Origin of the sequence: Allosphingosinicella sp., assembly GCF_036570505.1 — a bacterium.
Lineage (GTDB): Bacteria > Pseudomonadota > Alphaproteobacteria > Sphingomonadales > Sphingomonadaceae > Allosphingosinicella.
In genome coordinates, this window is sequence record NZ_DATCYB010000015.1 from 39,278 (window position 1) to 55,013 (window position 15,736).

Consider the following 15,736-nt stretch of genomic DNA (forward strand, 5'->3'; position numbering starts at 1 on the left):
TCATGATCATCCCCTGCTAGAGGCACGCGCCATGGACAAGGTTTCTTTCGGTTACGAGGACGTGCCCCCCGCGGAAAAGACGCGCCGGGTGCGCGGCGTCTTCTCCAACGTCGCCTCGCGCTATGACCTGATGAACGACTTCATGTCCGTCGGCATGCACCGCGTCTGGAAGAACCAGTTCGTCCGGAAACTGAAGCCGAGGCCGGGCCAGCATATCCTGGATATGGCCGGCGGCACGGGCGACATCGCCTTCCGCATTGCCGAGCGCGGCGCCCAGGTGACCGTCGCCGACATCAATCCGGAAATGCTGGCTGTCGGGCAGGAACGGGCGAAACGGCGCGGCATCGAAGGCCTGCTCTGGGCGGAGGAGAATGCCGAGGAGTTGAGCTTCCCCGATCAGACGTTCGATGCCTACACGATCGCCTTCGGTATCCGGAACGTGACGCATATCGACAAGGCGCTGGCCGAGGCGCACCGCGTGCTGCGCATCGGCGGGCGATTCCTGTGCCTCGAATTCTCGACGTCCACCTGGCCCGGCTTCAAGGAAATCTACGACCGCTACAGCCACGATGTCGTCCCCAGGATCGGTAAGGTGGTCGCTCGCGACGAGGACAGCTACCGCTACCTCGTCGAATCAATCCGCCGCTTTCCCGACATGCCGACCTTAAAGCGCATGATAGAACGCGCCGGATTGGCTCAAGTGACCGTTGAACCCATCCTCGGCGGCGCGGTCGCCATTCACAGCGGCTGGAAGATTTGACCGCTCCCGCGATTCATGTCTGGCGGCTCCTCAGATGGGGCCGGGTGCTGGCGCGTCACGGGGCTCTCCGCGGCATCGAGCACGACATCAACACGCCGCCGCCGGTCCGCCGCCTCGCCCGCATCGCCCGCTTCGGCGCGCGCGTGCCCAAGGTGCCGACCTATGGCGAGGCGTTCCAGGAGATCGGCCCGGCCGCGATCAAGTTCGGACAGGCGCTAGCAACGCGCCCCGATCTCGTCGGCGAGGAGGCGGCGCATGACCTCCAGCTCCTCCAGGATCGCCTCCCGCCCGCGCCCTTCGACCAGATCAAAGCCGCCATCGAGCAGGCGCTGGAAAAACCCATCGACCAGCTCTTCTCCGAGATCGACCCCGAGCCGATCGGCGCCGCCTCCATCGCCCAGGTCCACCGCGCCGTCACCACCGACGGCCGCCACGTCGCGATCAAGGTCTTGCGGCCGAATATCGAAGACGATTTCGCCCGCGCCATCGACACCTATGAATGGGCCGCCGCGCAGGTCGAGGCGATGGGCGGCGAGGCGGCGCGCCTCCGCCCCCGCCTGGTCGTCGCCACCTTCCGCCAATGGACGATGCGCGAGCTGGACCTGCGCCGTGAGGCGGCCTCCGCGTCCGAATTGCGCGAAGCCATGGAGGCGGAAAGCGGCTTCTACGTCCCCCAGATCGATTGGACCCGCAGCGCCAGGCGCGTGATGACGCTCGAATGGATCGACGGCATCAAGCTCACGAACCGCCAGGCACTGATCGACGCCGGCCATGACCTGAAGGAACTCGCTGCTATCCTCGTCCGCGCCTTTCTGCGCCAGGCGGTGGTCGACGGCTTCTTCCACGCCGATCTTCATCAGGGAAACCTGTTTGCTCTTCCCGACGGCCGCCTCGCCGCGATCGACTTCGGCATCATGGGCCGGATCGACCGTCAGGCGCGGGTGTGGCTGGGCGAAATCCTCTACGGTCTTCTTACCGGCAACTACCGCCGCGTCGCCGAGATCCATTTCGAGGCGCAATATGTCCCGCCCCATCATAGCGTCGAGGAATTCGCCACCGCGCTCCGCGCCGTCGGCGAACCGATCCGGGGCCTGCCGGTCAAGGACATCTCGGTCGCCCAGATGCTGGACGGCCTCTTCACCATCACCCGCGATTTCGACATGCCGACCCAGCCGCACCTTTTGCTGCTGCAAAAGACGATGGTGATGGAGGAAGGCGTCGCCACCGCACTCGATCCCGACATCAACATGTGGAAGACGTCGGAGCCGTTCCTGCGCGAATGGCTGCGAAGCGAGATGGGGCCCGAAGCAGCCGTCGCCGACGAGCTGATCCGCAACTTCCGCACGCTCAGAAAACTCCCCGACCTCATCCGCCGCATCGAAGCGCATTATCCGCCGCCCGGCGCCGCCCCACCGCCGCCGCCGCTCCCGGACATCGTCGTGGTGCAGCCTTTCCGCGTCTGGCGCTATATGCTGACGGCGGTGCTCGCGGCGGCGGCTGGCGCGGCGGCGGTCTTGTTCCTAGATTGAGGCCATGCGGGGAAAGCACATCCTCCTCATCGTCGGCGGCGGGATCGCGGCTTACAAAGCTTGCGAGCTTGTCCGGCTGATCCGCAAGGCGGGCGGCGAGGTGACGTGCGTGCTGACCGAGGGCGGCCAGCAGTTCGTGACCGCGATGACCCTGGCGGCGCTGTCCGAGAACAAAGTCTATACCAGCCTCTTCGATCTCAAGGACGAGGTCGAGATGGGTCATATCCAGCTCTCGCGGGCGGCGGACCTCGTCGTCGTCTGTCCCGCCACGGCCGACCTGATGGCCAAGATGGCCGCTGGCATCGCCGACGATCTCGCCACCACCCTCCTCCTCGCCACCGACAAGAAGGTGCTCGCCGCGCCTGCGATGAACGTCCGCATGTGGCAGCATGAGGCGACGAAACGGAACGTCGCGCTGCTTCGCCGCGACAGCGTCACCGTGCTGGAGCCGGACGAAGGCGAGATGGCGTGCGGCGAATATGGCCCGGGGCGCCTTCCGGAGCCTGAGGTGATCCTCGAAGCCATCAAAGTATCGTTGGTGCCGACAAACGGACGGTTGGCATGGAAGCACGTCATCGTCACCGCCGGCCCCACCCATGAGCCTATCGATCCGGTGCGCGTGATCGCCAACCGATCCTCGGGCAAGCAGGGGTTCGCCATCGCCGAGGCGCTCGCGACGCTTGGCGCCAAGGTGACCTTGGTGGCGGGGCCGGTGAGCCTTGCCACGCCCGCCGGCGCGGATCGCATCGACGTCGAAACGGCGCGCGAGATGGAGGCGGCCGTTTCCGCCGCCCTTCCCGCAGACGCGGCGGTCCTGGTCGCCGCCGTCGCCGACTGGCGCGTGGACCCCGCTCCCATCAAGCTCAAAAAAGGCGACGGCCCGCCCACCCTCAGTTGGGGGCCCAATCCCGACATTCTCGCAGGCCTCGCCAAGAGCGCAAGCCGCCCGCGCCTCCTTATCGGTTTCGCGGCCGAGACGGAGAATGTCGTCGAAACCGCCAGCGCCAAGCGCGTCCGAAAAGGCTGCGACTGGATCGTCGCCAACGACGTGTCGGGCGATGTGATGGGCGGCGACAGCAACACGGTGCACCTCATCACGGGCGAGGGCACGGAAAGCTGGGAGCGGGCACCCAAAGAGGAGGTGGCCCGCCGCCTCGCCGCGAGGATCGCCGACGAACTGGGGGGATAGATGCGGACCGATTTGCTGCTGCTCTCGCCGTTGTCGCGCCTGGGCGACCTCGGCCTTCTGGCGCTTCGCTGGGTGACCGGCGCCTTCCTCATCTATCAAAGCCACGACAATATCTTCAGCGCCGCGCGGATGCGGGAGTTCGTGGAATTCCTGACCCAGTTCGGCTTCCCCGCGCCCGAGTTGATGGCGCCGCTCTGCGTCTGGGCGCAGTTTCTGTGCGGCATCGCCTTCATCCTGGACCTCACCCGCTGGGCCGGCCTCGTCGCCACCTTCGTCTTCATCATCGCGGTCTGGATGGTGCACTGGCCGGAGCCTTTCCCAGGCTGGATGGTGCACTGGCCGGAGCCTTTCCCAGGCTGGTGGCCGGCGCTGATCCTGATCTTCCTGGGATTCCTGTTTGCGACGCTCGGCCCGGGCCGCTACGCGCTCGACGCAAAGATTGCGTCAGGCGAGGATCGATGATCGACATACAGGTAAAGCGCCTGCCCCATGGCGAGGGCCTGCCCCTTCCTACCTACGCCACGGAACACGCCGCCGGACTCGACGTGGTGGCCGCGGAGGAGCTGACTCTCGCGCCCGGCGCGCGCCACGCGGTAGCGACCGGCTTCGCCATCGCGATCCCACATGGCTATGAAGTGCAGGTACGACCCCGTTCGGGCCTCGCCCTGAAACACGGCATCACCTGCCTCAACACGCCCGGCACGATCGACAGCGATTATCGGGGCGAGGTAAAGGTCATTCTTGCCAACTTGGGCGCCGAACCATTCGAGATCGCGCGCGGCGAGCGCATCGCCCAACTCGTGCCGGCGCCCGTCCAGCGCGCCGCCTTCGCCGAAGTCGCAAGCCTCGACGACACGACGCGCGGAGCCGGCGGGTTCGGCTCGACCGGAATGTAGCCATGATGAGCATTATTCATCTCGCCCTTATGCTGCAGGCTGTGACTGGCACAGGGCAACCGCCCCTCCCGCACGACTGGAACACGCTCCCCCAGCTCAAGCACACCGAACAACCCAAATTCAGAGCGCGACTAACGCGCTTTGTCATGAGGGAACAGCGGGACGGCCGGTGCAATGTGCCGGTCGCGGATGACGGACACCGCGAGATCAACGTCAAGGTGGCCGTACTCGTCGCCACCGGCGGAGAAATACTCGCGACGATTCCGGCTGACGTGGTGTGCCCGTCGGTCGAGGCTTACACGGCTGAGACGGTAAGGCGCATAAGCGAGGGGATCGCGGTGGCAGGACCCGGACCGGAGCCAAGCTGGTTCCGTACTCGGATATTATATTCGTGGTAGGTAATGCAGCTCACCGACGCCCAGCTTGACCGTTATGCCCGGCACATCGTGCTTCGCGAGATCGGCGGCGAAGGGCAAAAGAAGCTGCTTTCTTCCCATGTGGCCGTGATCGGCGCGGGAGGCATCGGATCGCCCGTCATCCAGTATCTCGCCGCCGGCGGGGTGGGCCGGCTGACGATCATCGACGACGATGTCGTGACCCTGTCGAACCTCCAACGCCAGACCCTGTTCGCGACCGTCGATGTAGGTGCGCCCAAGGCCGAACGCGCGGCAGCCGTGGCCGTCGCTCTCAATCCGGATGCGCAGGCCCATGCGGTCCGTGAACGGATCGGCGCCGACAATGCAGAAGAACTACTGTCCGGCGCCGATATCGTGGTCGACGGTTCCGACAATTTCGCGACGCGTCTGGCCGTCGCCGACGCCTGCACGCGCTTACGAATTCCGCTGGTCTCGGCGGCCCTCGGCCAGTTCCAGGGGCAGATCGGCACCTTCCGGGGATGGGAGCCGGACCTGCCCTGCTACCGCTGCTTCGTCGGCGATGCCTTCGATGCCGACGATTGCGACAGCTGCTCGGAGCTGGGCGTGCTCGGTGCGATGGCCGGCATCATGGGAGGCTGGGCCGCGATGGAAGCCGTCCGTCAGATCGTCGGCTTCGGCCCCGATCAGGCCGGCAAGCTCCACATCTTCGATGGGATCACCCCAAAGATGCGCACCATCCGCATCGCGAAGGATCCCGCTTGCAAGACCTGCGGCGCTCGTTAGCCTACTGACCGCCGATGCCGATCAGCTCGATCGTGAACAACAAGGTCGCGCCGCCGGGTATGGGTCCCTTGCCCTTGGCGCCATAGGCAAGGTGGTAGGGGATGGCGAACTCGTAGGTGTCGCCGACCGTCATCAGCGGCACGCCTTCCTGCCAGCCCTTGATGAGCTTCGGCAGCGGGAAGGTCGCCGGCTCGCCGCGCGAGACGGAGCTGTCGAACTCGGTGCCGTCGATGAACGTGCCGGTATAGTGGATGGTGACGGTATCCGTCGGGCTCGGCCGCGCGTCGCCGAGCCCTTCCTTGACGCGGCGGTAGCGAAGCCCGCTCGGTGTTGTACGCCAGTCATCTTCGCTTTTCAGCTCAAGCAGGTAGAGGGCCTGCTGATTGTGCCATTCGGCATCCTTCTTCAAGGGTGCTTCGGGCACTTGAGCGATCGCGATGACGGAGACCAGCCCGGCCGCAGCCACGGCCGCCCACATGGATTTCAAACCCGTCATGAATGCCGTCTCCCTTATTCGCTGATCGAAGCCTGGCGCCAGGCGGCCATGCGCGCGTCGTCAAGCCCGATCGACCAGATATTATACTTGCCGTTGTTCCAGCCCTCTTCGCCCTCGTTCGGATGCGCGGGCGAGAGCCGTTCGCTGCTGAAATAGAGCGTCTTGCCGTCGGGCGACAATCGAGCCTCGGCGTCGCACCATCCTTCCGAGCACACGTTCGGCGTCAACCCCTCTTGGCGGCAGCATTCCTGGCCGGTGCCTTTTTTCCTGCACTCTTCTTCACGGGAGATTTCTTGGCCCGACCCTTCTTCTTCGCCGGCCCCTTGGCGGCGCGGTCGTCGATCAATTGGGCCGCTTCCTCTAGGGTCAGCGCGTCGGGCGCGAGGCTCTTCGGCAGGGTCGCGTTGGTCGTGCCGTCGGTGACGTAGGGGCCGTAGCGCCCTTCCATCAACCGAATCTCCGCCTCGGTTCGCGGGTGGGCGCCGAGCACCTTCAGGGGCTCGCGCGAACCGCGCGCCTGGCCCTTGCTGTTCGCTGCATCGGCCAATTTGGCGACCGCGGTGTTCATGCCGGTTTCGAACACCTCTCCGGTCGAGGCCAGCTTCGCATATTTGCCGTCATGGGCGAGATAGGGGCCGTAGCGGCCGATGCTGGCGGTGATCGGGTTGCCCGTTTCCGGGTGATTGCCGATCGTGCGGGGCAGCGACAGCAGCTTCACCGCCAGGTCGAGATCGAGCTCGCCGGCGTCCTTGGGGATCGATGAACGCTTCGCCTCCTTGCCGCTTCCCATCTCGATATAGGGCCCGAAGCGGCCGCTCTTGCGGGTGATGTCCTCGCCGGTCTCGGGATGCTGGCCGAGAATTGCCGGGCCATTGTCTTCCGCTCCGCCCTCGCCGCCCTGAGCGAAGCGGCGGGTGAACTTGCATTCCGGATAGTTGGAGCAGGCGACGAAGGCCCCGTAGCGCCCCCCGCGCAGCGCCAGGCGCCCCTCTCCGCAAGCGGGACAGAGGCGCGGATCGCTGCCGTCGCCTTTGTCCGGGAACAGGAAAGGCGTGAGGAACTCGTCGAGCGCCGCGGTGATCTCCGACGGCTTCTGCTCCATGATCTCGGCGGTCTTGGGCTTGAAGTCGCGCCAGAAGGCTTCGAGCACCTTCTGCCACTCCGCCCGGCCGCCGGAGATGTCGTCCAGCTCGTCCTCGAGATGGGCAGTGAAATCATAGGATACATAGCGTTCGAAGAAGCGCTCAAGGAAAGCGGTCAGCAGCCGCCCGCTCTCTGCCGGGAAGAAGCGGTTCTTCTCCACCGTGACATAGTCGCGATCCTTGAGCGTCTGGAGCGTCGCCGCATAGGTGGAGGGGCGGCCAATGCCCAATTCCTCCATCTTCTTGACCAGGCTCGCTTCGGAATAGCGGGGCGGCGGCTGGGTGAAATGCTGCTCGGCATGGACTGCTTTCTTGGCCGGCGCATCGCCTTCGCCCAGGCGCGGCAGGCGGCGGCTTTCCTCATCCTGATCGTCGTCCCGGCCTTCCTCGTACAGAGCGAGGAAGCCGGGGAAGAGCACGACCTGGCCCGTAGCGCGGAGCGCCGTCTGGCCGGTACCGTCTGTCATTTCGACGGTGGTGCGCTCGAGCCGCGCCGAAGCCATCTGACTAGCGAGAGCCCGCTTGAAGACCAGTGCGTAGAGCCGGGCATGGTCGCCCGATCCGGCGCGGTCGCGGCCGAAATCGGTGGGACGGATGGCCTCGTGCGCCTCCTGCGCATTCTTAGCCTTGGTGGTGTAGACGCGCGGTTTGTCCGGCACGTAGCCGGCGTCGTAGCGTGTCGCGATCGCCCGCCGCGCGCCGGAGATCGCTTCCGGCGCCATGTCGACGCCGTCGGTCCGCATGTAGGTGATGGCGCCGTCCTCGTAGAGCTGCTGGGCGATGCGCATCGTGTGGCTGGCGGAGAAACCGAGCTTGCGCGCCGCCTCCTGCTGCAAGGTGGAGGTGGTGAAGGGCGGCGGCGGATTGCGGGTGAGCGGCTTGGTCTCGACCGACTGGACGGTGAAGCGACCGGCCTCGACCGCCGTCTTCGCGGCCATGGCGGTGCCTTCGTCGCCGATGCTGAGCCGGTCGACCTTCTCGCCCTTGAATCGGACGAGACGCGCCAGGAACTCCGTCCCGTCCGCCTCCAAGGTCGCAGAGACGCTCCAATATTCCTGTGCCCGGAACAGCTCGATCTCGCGCTCGCGATCGACGATCAGGCGGAGCGACACCGATTGCACCCGGCCGGCCGACTTGGCGCCGGGAAGCTTGCGCCACAAAACCGGCGAGAGGGTAAAGCCGACGAGATAGTCGAGCGCCCGGCGGGCGCGGTAGGCATCGATCAGATCCTCGTCGAGCGCGCGCGGTTTCGTCATCGCCTCGGTGACGGCCGATTTGGTGATCGCGTTGAAGGTCACCCGCTCGACATGGGCGGGCAGCGCCTTGCGCTTCGCTAGCACCTCCTGGACATGCCAGCTGATCGCCTCGCCCTCGCGGTCGGGATCAGTCGCGAGGATCAGGCTGTCGGCCTTCCTGGCCTCGTCGGTGATCGACTTGAGCTGCTTCGCCTTGTCGCCATAGGTCTCCCATTCCATGGCGAAGCCCTGGTCGGGATCGACCGACCCGTCCTTGGGCGGCAGGTCGCGGACATGGCCGTACGAGGCGAGGACCCGATAGCCCCCGCCCAGATATTTTTCGATGGTTTTGGCCTTGGCCGGAGATTCGACGACGACGAGCTTCATAGGGCGATCAATTGTCCTTCATGCGTGTACGCGTAGGGTGGTGAGGCCGGCGAGCCGCCGTCAAGCGCAATCAGCCGACGAGGCTCACCCTGCCGCCGGCGTGACGCTCGAGCCGCCCGCCCAGTTCCAGTTCGAGCAGGATTGTCTGGACGATGGTCGGTGCGAGGCCGGACTGGCGGAGCACTTCATCGACAGGCGTCGGCGTTGGGCTGAGCAGGTCGATAATGGCGCGGCGCTCGCTCTCGCTGGCGTCGGAAGCCGCCGCCGGACCGTCATAATCGAGGCTCTTCTGGGCCAGGGGCCGGAGATGGAAAGGCCGGATCGTTTCCATCACATCCTCGGCATTCTGGACCAGGATCGCCCCCTCGCGAATGAGCTGGTTACAACCTTGCGCGGTAGCGGGCGCCAAGCTTCGCGTCGGCTTCAACCTCGCGCTCGACGACAACCCTCGGCGCGCTTCGGTGCCCGCCCGCCGCCCCGCGCCGCTAGGTCCGGAATCGCGTCCAGCGCTGCGGTCGCCGAGCCGAAGCGGGCGAGAAGCTGGAATAGGTGACCGGCCCGATATTGTCGGATCGAATCAGCCGGAGCCGCGCGATCTGGTCTTCCGACGCGGACGGCTCAAGCATCTGGCGCTTTGCCCCGTTCGCCCCCGACCCGGGGTTCCGTCCCAGCCATCAGCCGCTCCAGATTGCCGCGGTGCTTCCAGAGGACAAGGAGCGCAGCACCGAGATAAAGGAGCACCAGGTCGAATTTCCCGAAGGCGGCCGCGGCGAGAGGAGCCATGAGCGCCGCTGTCACTCCGGCGACGGAGGAGAAACGCGTCAGCGCCAGCATTCCGAGCCAGATCGCCGCGTAAAAGACCGACGATTCCCAATGCAGCGCCACCATCAGCCCGAAGAATGTGGCGACGCCCTTCCCGCCCCGGAAGTGGAGCCACACGGGATAGAGATGGCCGATCAGCGCGGCGAGCGCCGCCATTTGCTCATGGCCGGGAAAGAATTCCCGCACGAGCAGTACGGCCACCACGCCCTTGGCACCGTCGAGCAGCAAGGTAAGCGCGGCGAGGCCCTTGCGGCCGGTCCGCAGCACGTTGGTCGCGCCGATACTGCCGGAGCCGATCGACCGCAGATCTCCTGCTCCGGTCAGCCGCGTCAGCAGCACGCCGAAGGGGATCGAGCCCAGAATGTAGCCGAGCAGCAAAGACAGCAGCGGCTCCGCCAGCGTGGATACAGTCACCGGAACAATCCCCGAAAACACCAGACTATCAATAAATCACGGGTGCGCAATGATTTGGATCAGCGCGGTTTCTTCTGAACCGGTTGCGCCCCCGCGTTGCACCGCTAAAGCAGCACCGATGGCGAGAAAACGGCCGCTTCTGATCTTCGACTCGGGTGTCGGCGGCCTTTCGGTGCTGCGGCCGATCCGCGCGCTCCTGCCGACCGCGCCGATCGTCTATGCGGCCGACAATGCGGGCTATCCTTATGGCACGAAGAGCGAAGCGGAGGTCGCGGCGCGGGTGCCGGCCCTGCTCGGACGGCTCGCGGAGCGGTTCGATCCCGAACTGATCGTGATCGCCTGCAACACCGCCTCGACCATTGCCCTCGACGCGGTCCGCGCCGCGCTCGACCTGCCCATCGTCGGCACCGTGCCGGCGATCAAACCGGCGGCCGTCCTGTCGAAGAGCCGGGTCATCGGCGTGCTCGGCACCAACGCCACCGTCCGCCAGCCCTATGTCGATCGGCTCGCGGCGGAGTTCGCTTCGGATTGCACGGTCCTGCGGCATGGCTCCGCCGAGCTCGTCGGGCTGGCCGAAGCGAAGCTGCGCGGCGAACGCACCGATCCTCGCGCCTTTGCGAATATACTGGCTGGCCTCCTCTCCCAGCCGCAGGGCGACCGCATCGATACGATCGTCCTCGCCTGCACGCATTTCCCGCTGGTCGAGGAGGAGCTCGCCGCCACCGCGCCGCGCCCCATCGCTTTCGTGGACGGGAAGGAAGGCATTGCCCGCCGGACCGCCTGGCTGACCCGCGATCATGAATGGCCGGACGAGCCGGGCGAAGGCGTCGCGGTCTTCACTCGCCGCTCGCCGGAGATAGAGGCTTACCGACCGGGACTGGCATCGTACGGGCTGACGAAAGTGGAAGCGCTCTAACCTTCCTAGGTCCTTAATGCGAACCGTTCTCACTGGCCTTTTCCACCCTCGATCCGTTAAAGGACTCCCGAGCACCGGGAGCTTTTGAATTGGATTATCAGCGCATCTTCGCGCAGGCCATCGATCGGCTGCACGCCGAGGGCCGCTATCGCGTCTTCATCGACATCTTGCGCAATCGGGGATCGTTTCCGGACGCGCGCTGCTTTGCCGGCCATAATGGTCCGAAACCGATCACGGTCTGGTGCTCGAACGACTATCTCGCCATGGGCCAGAACCCGAAGGTGGCGGCGGCGATGGAGGAGGCGCTGCACGACGTCGGCGCGGGCTCCGGCGGCACCCGCAACATATCGGGCAACAGCCATTACCATGTCGAGCTGGAAGCCGAGCTCGCCGACCTCCACGGCAAGGAGGCGGGCCTCATCTTCACCTCGGGCTATATCTCGAACGAGGCGACGCTCTCGACCATCGCCAAGCTGCTCCCCGGCTGCATCATCTTCTCCGACCAGCTCAATCACGCCTCGATGATCGCCGGCATCCGCAGTTCCGGCTGCGAGAAGCGCGTCTTTCGCCACAACGATCTGGCGCACCTCGAAGAGCTGCTGAAGGAGACCCCGGCCGAGCTTCCCAAGCTGATCGCGTTCGAGAGCGTCTACTCGATGGATGGCGACGTGGCACCGATCGCGGATATCTGCGACCTCGCCGACCAGTACAACGCTATCACCTATCTCGACGAGGTCCATGCCGTCGGCATGTACGGGCCAAGGGGCGGCGGCATCTCCGAGCGCGACGACGTCGCCGATCGTCTCACCATCATCGAAGGCACCCTGGGCAAGGCGTTCGGCGTGATGGGCGGCTACATCGCCGCCGACAGGAACATCATCGACGTGGTCAGAAGCTATGCGCCCGGATTCATCTTCACCACCAGCCTATCGCCGGTGCTGGTCGCCGGAGCCTTGGCGAGCGTCAGGCACCTCAAGGCCTCCAGTGTCGAGCGCGAGGGGCAGCAGGCCGCCGCGGCGAAGCTGAAGGCGATCTTTGCCGAGGCGCATCTGCCGGTGATGAACTCGACGACCCATATCGTCCCGCTGATGGTCGGCGACCCGGTCAAGGCCAAAAGGATCAGCGACATCCTGCTCGCCGAATACGGTGTCTACGTCCAGCCGATCAACTACCCCACCGTCCCGCGCGGCACCGAACGCCTGAGGTTCACCCCGGGGCCGGCGCATACGGAAAAGATGATGCACGATCTAGCCAAGGCTTTGGTCGAGATCTGGGACCGCATGGAGATGAGGCTGGCGGCTTAGGCGAAACGCAATATCCGGTGGCAAATCCGCTGACGCTCCCCTAGAGGATGGGTTCCAACCCACCGTGGAGATTCAGGCGTGGCTTATCGCATCGCCATCGCTTCAGACCATGCAGCCATCGAGATGAAGGCGGCGCTCGTCGAGCATATGCGCGTCCTAGGCCATGAGGTCGTCGACCTCGGGCCCGAGACCGGGGAATCGGTCGATTATCCCGATTATGGCTACAAGCTCGCGGACGCCATCGCATCCGGTGATGTCGACAAGGGCGTCGCTCTGTGCGGCTCGGGCATCGGCATCTCGATCGCCATCAACCGCCATCCCGCCGCCCGCGCGGCGCTCGTGTCCGAGCCACTCTCCGCCCGCCTCGCCCGCGAGCATAACGACGCCAACGTCATCGCGATGGGCGCGCGCATCATCGGCACGGAAATGGCGAAGGACTGCCTCAACGCCTTCCTCGCCACCAATTTCGGCGGCGACCGCCACAATCGACGTGTAGAAAAACTCTCCAACCCCAGCTTCGCCAAGGAACCCGCATGAGCAGCCGCCCCGCCAACGACCTGCACGACGTCCAGCCGGCGGGCTTCTTCACCGACGCCTTGCGCCGCGCCGATAGCGCGGTCGCCGACGCGATCGCCGCCGAGCTCGACCGCCAGCAGAACCAGATCGAGCTGATCGCGTCGGAAAACATTGTTTCCAAGGCGGTGCTGGAGGCGCAGGGCTCGGTCCTCACCAACAAATATGCCGAAGGCTATCCCGGCCGCCGCTACTATCAAGGCTGCGCGCCGTCGGATTCGGTCGAAACGCTCGCCATCGAACGCGCCAAGCAGATGTTCAACTGCGGTTTCGCCAATGTGCAGCCCCATTCGGGCGCGCAGGCCAATGGCGCGGTCATGTTGGCTCTGACCAAGCCCGGCGACACCATCCTCGGCATGTCGCTCGACGCCGGCGGCCATCTCACCCACGGCGCCAAGCCGGCCATGTCGGGCAAATGGTTCAATGCCGTCCAGTACGGCGTCCGCCCCGACGACCATCTGATCGACTTCGACCAGGTCGAGAATGTTGCTCGCGAGCACAGGCCGAAGCTGATCATCGCCGGCGGCTCCGCCTACCCCCGTCACATCGACTTCGCCCGCTTCCGCGCCATCGCCGACGAGGTGGACGCGATCCTGATGGTCGATATGGCTCATTTCGCCGGCCTCGTGGCGGCGGGCGAGCACCCGACACCCTTCGGCCACGCCCATGTCGTCACCACCACCACCCACAAGACGCTGCGCGGCCCGCGCGGCGGCATGGTGCTGACCGACGACGAGGCCATCGCCAAGAAAATCAATTCGGCGGTCTTCCCCGGCCTTCAGGGCGGCCCGCTGATGCACATCATCGCCGCCAAGGCCGTCGCCTTCGGCGAAGCGCTCCGGCCGGAGTTCAAGACCTATGCGAAGGCGGTGATCGCGAACGCCCAGGCGCTCGCCGGCAAGCTGAAGGAGCGCGGCGCCGATCTCGTCGCCGGCGGCACCGACACCCACCTCGCCCTCGTCGACCTCCGCCCGCTCGGCATCACCGGCAAGGACGCCGACGAAGCGCTGGAGCGCTCGGCCATCACCTGCAACAAGAACGGCATTCCCTTCGATCCGCTGCCGCCAGTCAAGACCAGCGGCATCCGCGTCGGCTCCCCCGCCGGCACCACGCGCGGCTTCGGCGTCGCCGAGTTCCGCGACATCGGCGACATGATTGCCGACGTGCTCGAAGGCCTGCGTAAAAAGGGCGAGCAGGGCGATCCGGCGGTCGAAGCCGAGGTGAAGGGCCGCGTCCGCGAGCTTTGCGCCCGCTTTCCCATCTATCAAAGCTAGGACCGGCGCGTGGATGACCAGAACAAGCAGCTCGGCAAAAGCATGGCGAAGTGGGCCGCGCTGGGGGCGGTGGTCGCCATCCCGGTGCCGTTCGTCGGGCCGATCATCGGCGCGGCGGCGGGCGCGGGCTATGCCTATGTGAAGGGCAAGAAGAAGGTCTGAATGCGCTGCCCTTTCTGCGCCCATGAAGACAGCCAGGTGAAGGACAGCCGCCCGACCGAAGACGGCGCGTCCATCCGCCGACGACGGCAATGCGAGGATTGCGGCGCGCGGTTCACGACCTTCGAGCGGGTTCAACTGCGCGAGTTAACGGTGGTGAAGTCCGAGAATCGGCGCGAACCCTTCGACCGCATGAAGCTCGAACGCTCGGTCTCCACGGCGCTCAGGAAGCGTCCCGTCGCCCAGGAGCGTATCGACAAATTGCTGTCCTCGATCCAGCGCCAGCTCGAGACCAGCGGCGAGAGCGAGGTCGCGGCCAGCACCATCGGCGAAATGGTGATGAATGGCCTCAAAGCGCTCGACACCGTCGCCTACATCCGCTTCGCCAGCGTCTACAAGGACTTCCGCGAAGCCAAGGATTTCGAGGACTTCGCCGTCACTGTAGGCGAGGCCGCCAGGGAGTGAGCGCGCCCGCGATCGTGCTCGTGCGTCCCCAGCTCGGCGAGAATATCGGCAAGGCGGCGCGGGCGATGCTCAATTTCGGGCTTACCGACCTGAGGCTGGTCGCGCCGCGCGACGGCTGGCCCAATCCGTCCGCCGGACCGGCTGCGTCGGGCGCGGATGTCGTGCTCGAAAAGGCGCGGGTGTTCGACAGCGTCGCCGAGGCGGTGGCCGACTGCCCATTCGTCTACGCGACAACCGTGCGCAAACGCGGTCTCGTCCTTCCGGTGGTCGATCCCGAAGAGGCAGCGCGCGAGGTTCGGGCGAACGCTGGCCGTTCCGCCATCCTGTTCGGCGCCGAGCGTTCCGGACTCGAAACCGAGGAGGTAGCGGTCGCCCAGAAGATCGTCACCGTGCCGATCAATCCCGAATTCCGATCGCTGAACCTCGCACAGGCGGTGATCCTCATCGCCTATGAATGGTCGAAGCACGCGGCCCTGATGGTGCCCACCGCGGGTGAACCGGCCGAGCCCCGCGCCAGCCAGGAGCAGCTGGAAGGCCTCATCGGTCAGCTGGACAAGTCGCTGGAGGCCGCCGGCTATTATCATCCGCCCGACCGCACGCCCGCGACGAAGAATACGATGCGCACCATCCTCACCAAGGCCGGCTGGTCGAACCGGGAAATCCAGGCCCTGCGCGGCATGATCCGCGCGCTGGCCCATCCCCGCCGACGATGACATTTTCACGATGATATGTTATGATGTCGAACCGTTGAAGGATTGAACGAAAATCCACAAAGGGGAGAGAAGCCCATGAGGAGATTCATAGCCCTGGCCGTAGCCTTGGCCTTGGCGCCTGCCACTGCCGCTCTTGCCGATAAGAAGTCGGACCAGTCGCCCGACATGGGCGATCCCAACCGGATCATATGCATAAAGGCCTCGAAACCAGGCACCCGGATCGTGACGTCCAGAAGCTGCCACACCGCCGTTGAATGGGCGCTCCTTCGCCGGGAGCAGCGTCAAACGGTGGAAAAACTTCA

At 65.6% G+C, this 15,736-nt stretch carries 19 protein-coding genes and 1 pseudogene; 14 read left to right on the forward strand and 6 right to left on the reverse strand.

Translation table 11 applies throughout. The features are described from left to right. Positions 1–31: 31 nt before the first annotated feature. From ubiE to VIR62_RS01110, 7 genes are all read left to right on the forward strand, one after another. Complete coding sequence (ubiE, locus tag VIR62_RS01080) at positions 32–760, forward strand: bifunctional demethylmenaquinone methyltransferase/2-methoxy-6-polyprenyl-1,4-benzoquinol methylase UbiE (RefSeq protein ID WP_431867949.1); 729 nt, start codon at positions 32–34, stop codon at positions 758–760. Then, positions 757–2,289 (forward strand): 2-polyprenylphenol 6-hydroxylase, encoded by a 1,533-nt coding sequence (gene ubiB, locus VIR62_RS01085; protein ID WP_431867951.1) that lies wholly within the window; start codon positions 757–759, stop codon positions 2,287–2,289. Before ubiE ends, ubiB begins: the two co-directional genes overlap by 4 nt. Before the next feature lie 4 nt (positions 2,290–2,293). Beyond that, on the forward strand, positions 2,294–3,478 hold the full coding sequence (gene coaBC / locus VIR62_RS01090; RefSeq protein ID WP_431867952.1) for a bifunctional phosphopantothenoylcysteine decarboxylase/phosphopantothenate--cysteine ligase CoaBC: 1,185 nt from the start codon (positions 2,294–2,296) through the stop codon (positions 3,476–3,478). Next, the gene (locus VIR62_RS01095; RefSeq protein ID WP_431867954.1) at positions 3,479–3,940 is read left to right on the forward strand and encodes a DoxX family protein; all 462 of its coding nucleotides are present in this window, start codon (positions 3,479–3,481) and stop codon (positions 3,938–3,940) included. Continuing rightward, a complete protein-coding gene (gene dut, locus VIR62_RS01100) occupies positions 3,937–4,374 on the forward strand; it encodes a dUTP diphosphatase (RefSeq protein ID WP_431867956.1) in 438 nt (145 codons plus the stop codon). Before VIR62_RS01095 ends, dut begins: the two co-directional genes overlap by 4 nt. Positions 4,375–4,520: 146 nt before the next feature. Then, positions 4,521–4,772, forward strand: coding sequence for a hypothetical protein (locus VIR62_RS01105; RefSeq protein ID WP_431867958.1), 252 nt, complete (start codon positions 4,521–4,523; stop codon positions 4,770–4,772). A gap of 3 nt (positions 4,773–4,775) precedes the next feature. Further along, positions 4,776–5,534: a HesA/MoeB/ThiF family protein gene (locus VIR62_RS01110; RefSeq protein ID WP_431867960.1), complete on the forward strand. Its 759-nt coding sequence runs from the start codon at positions 4,776–4,778 to the stop codon at positions 5,532–5,534. Between the two features lies 1 nt (position 5,535). Here VIR62_RS01110 and VIR62_RS01115 read toward each other — a convergent pair whose 3' ends face one another. The 6 genes and pseudogenes from VIR62_RS01115 to plsY all read right to left on the reverse strand — a co-directional run bounded on the left by VIR62_RS01115 (position 5,536) and on the right by plsY (position 10,030). After that, positions 5,536–6,030 carry an FKBP-type peptidyl-prolyl cis-trans isomerase gene (locus VIR62_RS01115; protein ID WP_431867962.1) on the reverse strand — a complete coding sequence of 165 codons (495 nt, stop codon included), beginning with the start codon at positions 6,028–6,030 and terminating at the stop codon, positions 5,536–5,538. A gap of 14 nt (positions 6,031–6,044) precedes the next feature. Continuing rightward, a complete protein-coding gene (locus VIR62_RS01120; protein WP_431867964.1) occupies positions 6,045–6,257 on the reverse strand; it encodes a hypothetical protein in 213 nt (70 codons plus the stop codon). Continuing rightward, on the reverse strand, positions 6,254–8,794 hold the full coding sequence (topA, locus tag VIR62_RS01125) for a type I DNA topoisomerase (protein WP_431867966.1): 2,541 nt from the start codon (positions 8,792–8,794) through the stop codon (positions 6,254–6,256). Before topA ends, VIR62_RS01120 begins: the two co-directional genes overlap by 4 nt. 70 nt (positions 8,795–8,864) lie before the next feature. Continuing rightward, positions 8,865–9,203 (reverse strand): hypothetical protein, encoded by a 339-nt coding sequence (locus VIR62_RS01130; protein ID WP_431867968.1) that lies wholly within the window; start codon positions 9,201–9,203, stop codon positions 8,865–8,867. Positions 9,204–9,217: 14 nt separating this feature from the next. Next, positions 9,218–9,420 (reverse strand): annotated as a pseudogene (locus VIR62_RS01135) (hypothetical protein). After that, positions 9,413–10,030: a glycerol-3-phosphate 1-O-acyltransferase PlsY gene (gene plsY, locus VIR62_RS01140; protein ID WP_431867970.1), complete on the reverse strand. Its 618-nt coding sequence runs from the start codon at positions 10,028–10,030 to the stop codon at positions 9,413–9,415. The pseudogene VIR62_RS01135 and the gene plsY overlap by 8 nt, the downstream one beginning before the upstream one ends. Before the next feature lie 118 nt (positions 10,031–10,148). Here plsY and murI point away from each other — a divergent pair, with 118 nt between their 5' ends. The 7 genes from murI to VIR62_RS01175 all read left to right on the forward strand — a co-directional run bounded on the left by murI (position 10,149) and on the right by VIR62_RS01175 (position 15,434). Further along, positions 10,149–10,946, forward strand: coding sequence for a glutamate racemase (gene murI / locus VIR62_RS01145; RefSeq protein WP_431867972.1), 798 nt, complete (start codon positions 10,149–10,151; stop codon positions 10,944–10,946). 89 nt (positions 10,947–11,035) lie between these two features. Continuing rightward, positions 11,036–12,250 carry a 5-aminolevulinate synthase gene (gene hemA / locus VIR62_RS01150; protein WP_431867974.1) on the forward strand — a complete coding sequence of 405 codons (1,215 nt, stop codon included), beginning with the start codon at positions 11,036–11,038 and terminating at the stop codon, positions 12,248–12,250. A gap of 78 nt (positions 12,251–12,328) precedes the next feature. Further along, positions 12,329–12,787 carry a ribose 5-phosphate isomerase B gene (gene rpiB, locus VIR62_RS01155; protein WP_431867976.1) on the forward strand — a complete coding sequence of 153 codons (459 nt, stop codon included), beginning with the start codon at positions 12,329–12,331 and terminating at the stop codon, positions 12,785–12,787. Beyond that, positions 12,784–14,097 carry a serine hydroxymethyltransferase gene (locus VIR62_RS01160; RefSeq protein ID WP_431867978.1) on the forward strand — a complete coding sequence of 438 codons (1,314 nt, stop codon included), beginning with the start codon at positions 12,784–12,786 and terminating at the stop codon, positions 14,095–14,097. Before rpiB ends, VIR62_RS01160 begins: the two co-directional genes overlap by 4 nt. 9 nt (positions 14,098–14,106) lie before the next feature. Further along, positions 14,107–14,259 (forward strand): hypothetical protein, encoded by a 153-nt coding sequence (locus tag VIR62_RS01165; protein ID WP_431867980.1) that lies wholly within the window; start codon positions 14,107–14,109, stop codon positions 14,257–14,259. Beyond that, complete coding sequence (nrdR, locus tag VIR62_RS01170; RefSeq protein WP_431867981.1) at positions 14,260–14,721, forward strand: transcriptional regulator NrdR; 462 nt, start codon at positions 14,260–14,262, stop codon at positions 14,719–14,721. Next, on the forward strand, positions 14,718–15,434 hold the full coding sequence (locus VIR62_RS01175) for an RNA methyltransferase (RefSeq protein ID WP_431867982.1): 717 nt from the start codon (positions 14,718–14,720) through the stop codon (positions 15,432–15,434). The genes nrdR and VIR62_RS01175 overlap by 4 nt, the downstream gene beginning before the upstream one ends. Positions 15,435–15,736 lie beyond the last annotated feature (302 nt).

Excerpts from the sequence above, each read along its gene's own strand:
- ubiE (WP_431867949.1), top strand. The coding sequence starts at position 32 with ATGGACAAGGTTTCTTTCGGTTACGAGGACGTGCCCCCCGCGGAAAAG.
- coaBC (WP_431867952.1), top strand. The coding sequence starts at position 2,294 with ATGCGGGGAAAGCACATCCTCCTCATCGTCGGCGGCGGGATCGCGGCT.
- VIR62_RS01095 (WP_431867954.1), top strand. The coding sequence starts at position 3,479 with ATGCGGACCGATTTGCTGCTGCTCTCGCCGTTGTCGCGCCTGGGCGAC.
- dut (WP_431867956.1), top strand. The coding sequence starts at position 3,937 with ATGATCGACATACAGGTAAAGCGCCTGCCCCATGGCGAGGGCCTGCCC.
- VIR62_RS01105 (WP_431867958.1), top strand. The coding sequence starts at position 4,521 with ATGAGGGAACAGCGGGACGGCCGGTGCAATGTGCCGGTCGCGGATGAC.
- VIR62_RS01110 (WP_431867960.1), top strand. The coding sequence starts at position 4,776 with ATGCAGCTCACCGACGCCCAGCTTGACCGTTATGCCCGGCACATCGTG.
- VIR62_RS01115 (WP_431867962.1), bottom strand. The coding sequence starts at position 6,030 with ATGACGGGTTTGAAATCCATGTGGGCGGCCGTGGCTGCGGCCGGGCTG.
- topA (WP_431867966.1), bottom strand. The coding sequence starts at position 8,794 with ATGAAGCTCGTCGTCGTCGAATCTCCGGCCAAGGCCAAAACCATCGAA.
- murI (WP_431867972.1), top strand. The coding sequence starts at position 10,149 with ATGGCGAGAAAACGGCCGCTTCTGATCTTCGACTCGGGTGTCGGCGGC.
- VIR62_RS01160 (WP_431867978.1), top strand. The coding sequence starts at position 12,784 with ATGAGCAGCCGCCCCGCCAACGACCTGCACGACGTCCAGCCGGCGGGC.
- nrdR (WP_431867981.1), top strand. The coding sequence starts at position 14,260 with ATGCGCTGCCCTTTCTGCGCCCATGAAGACAGCCAGGTGAAGGACAGC.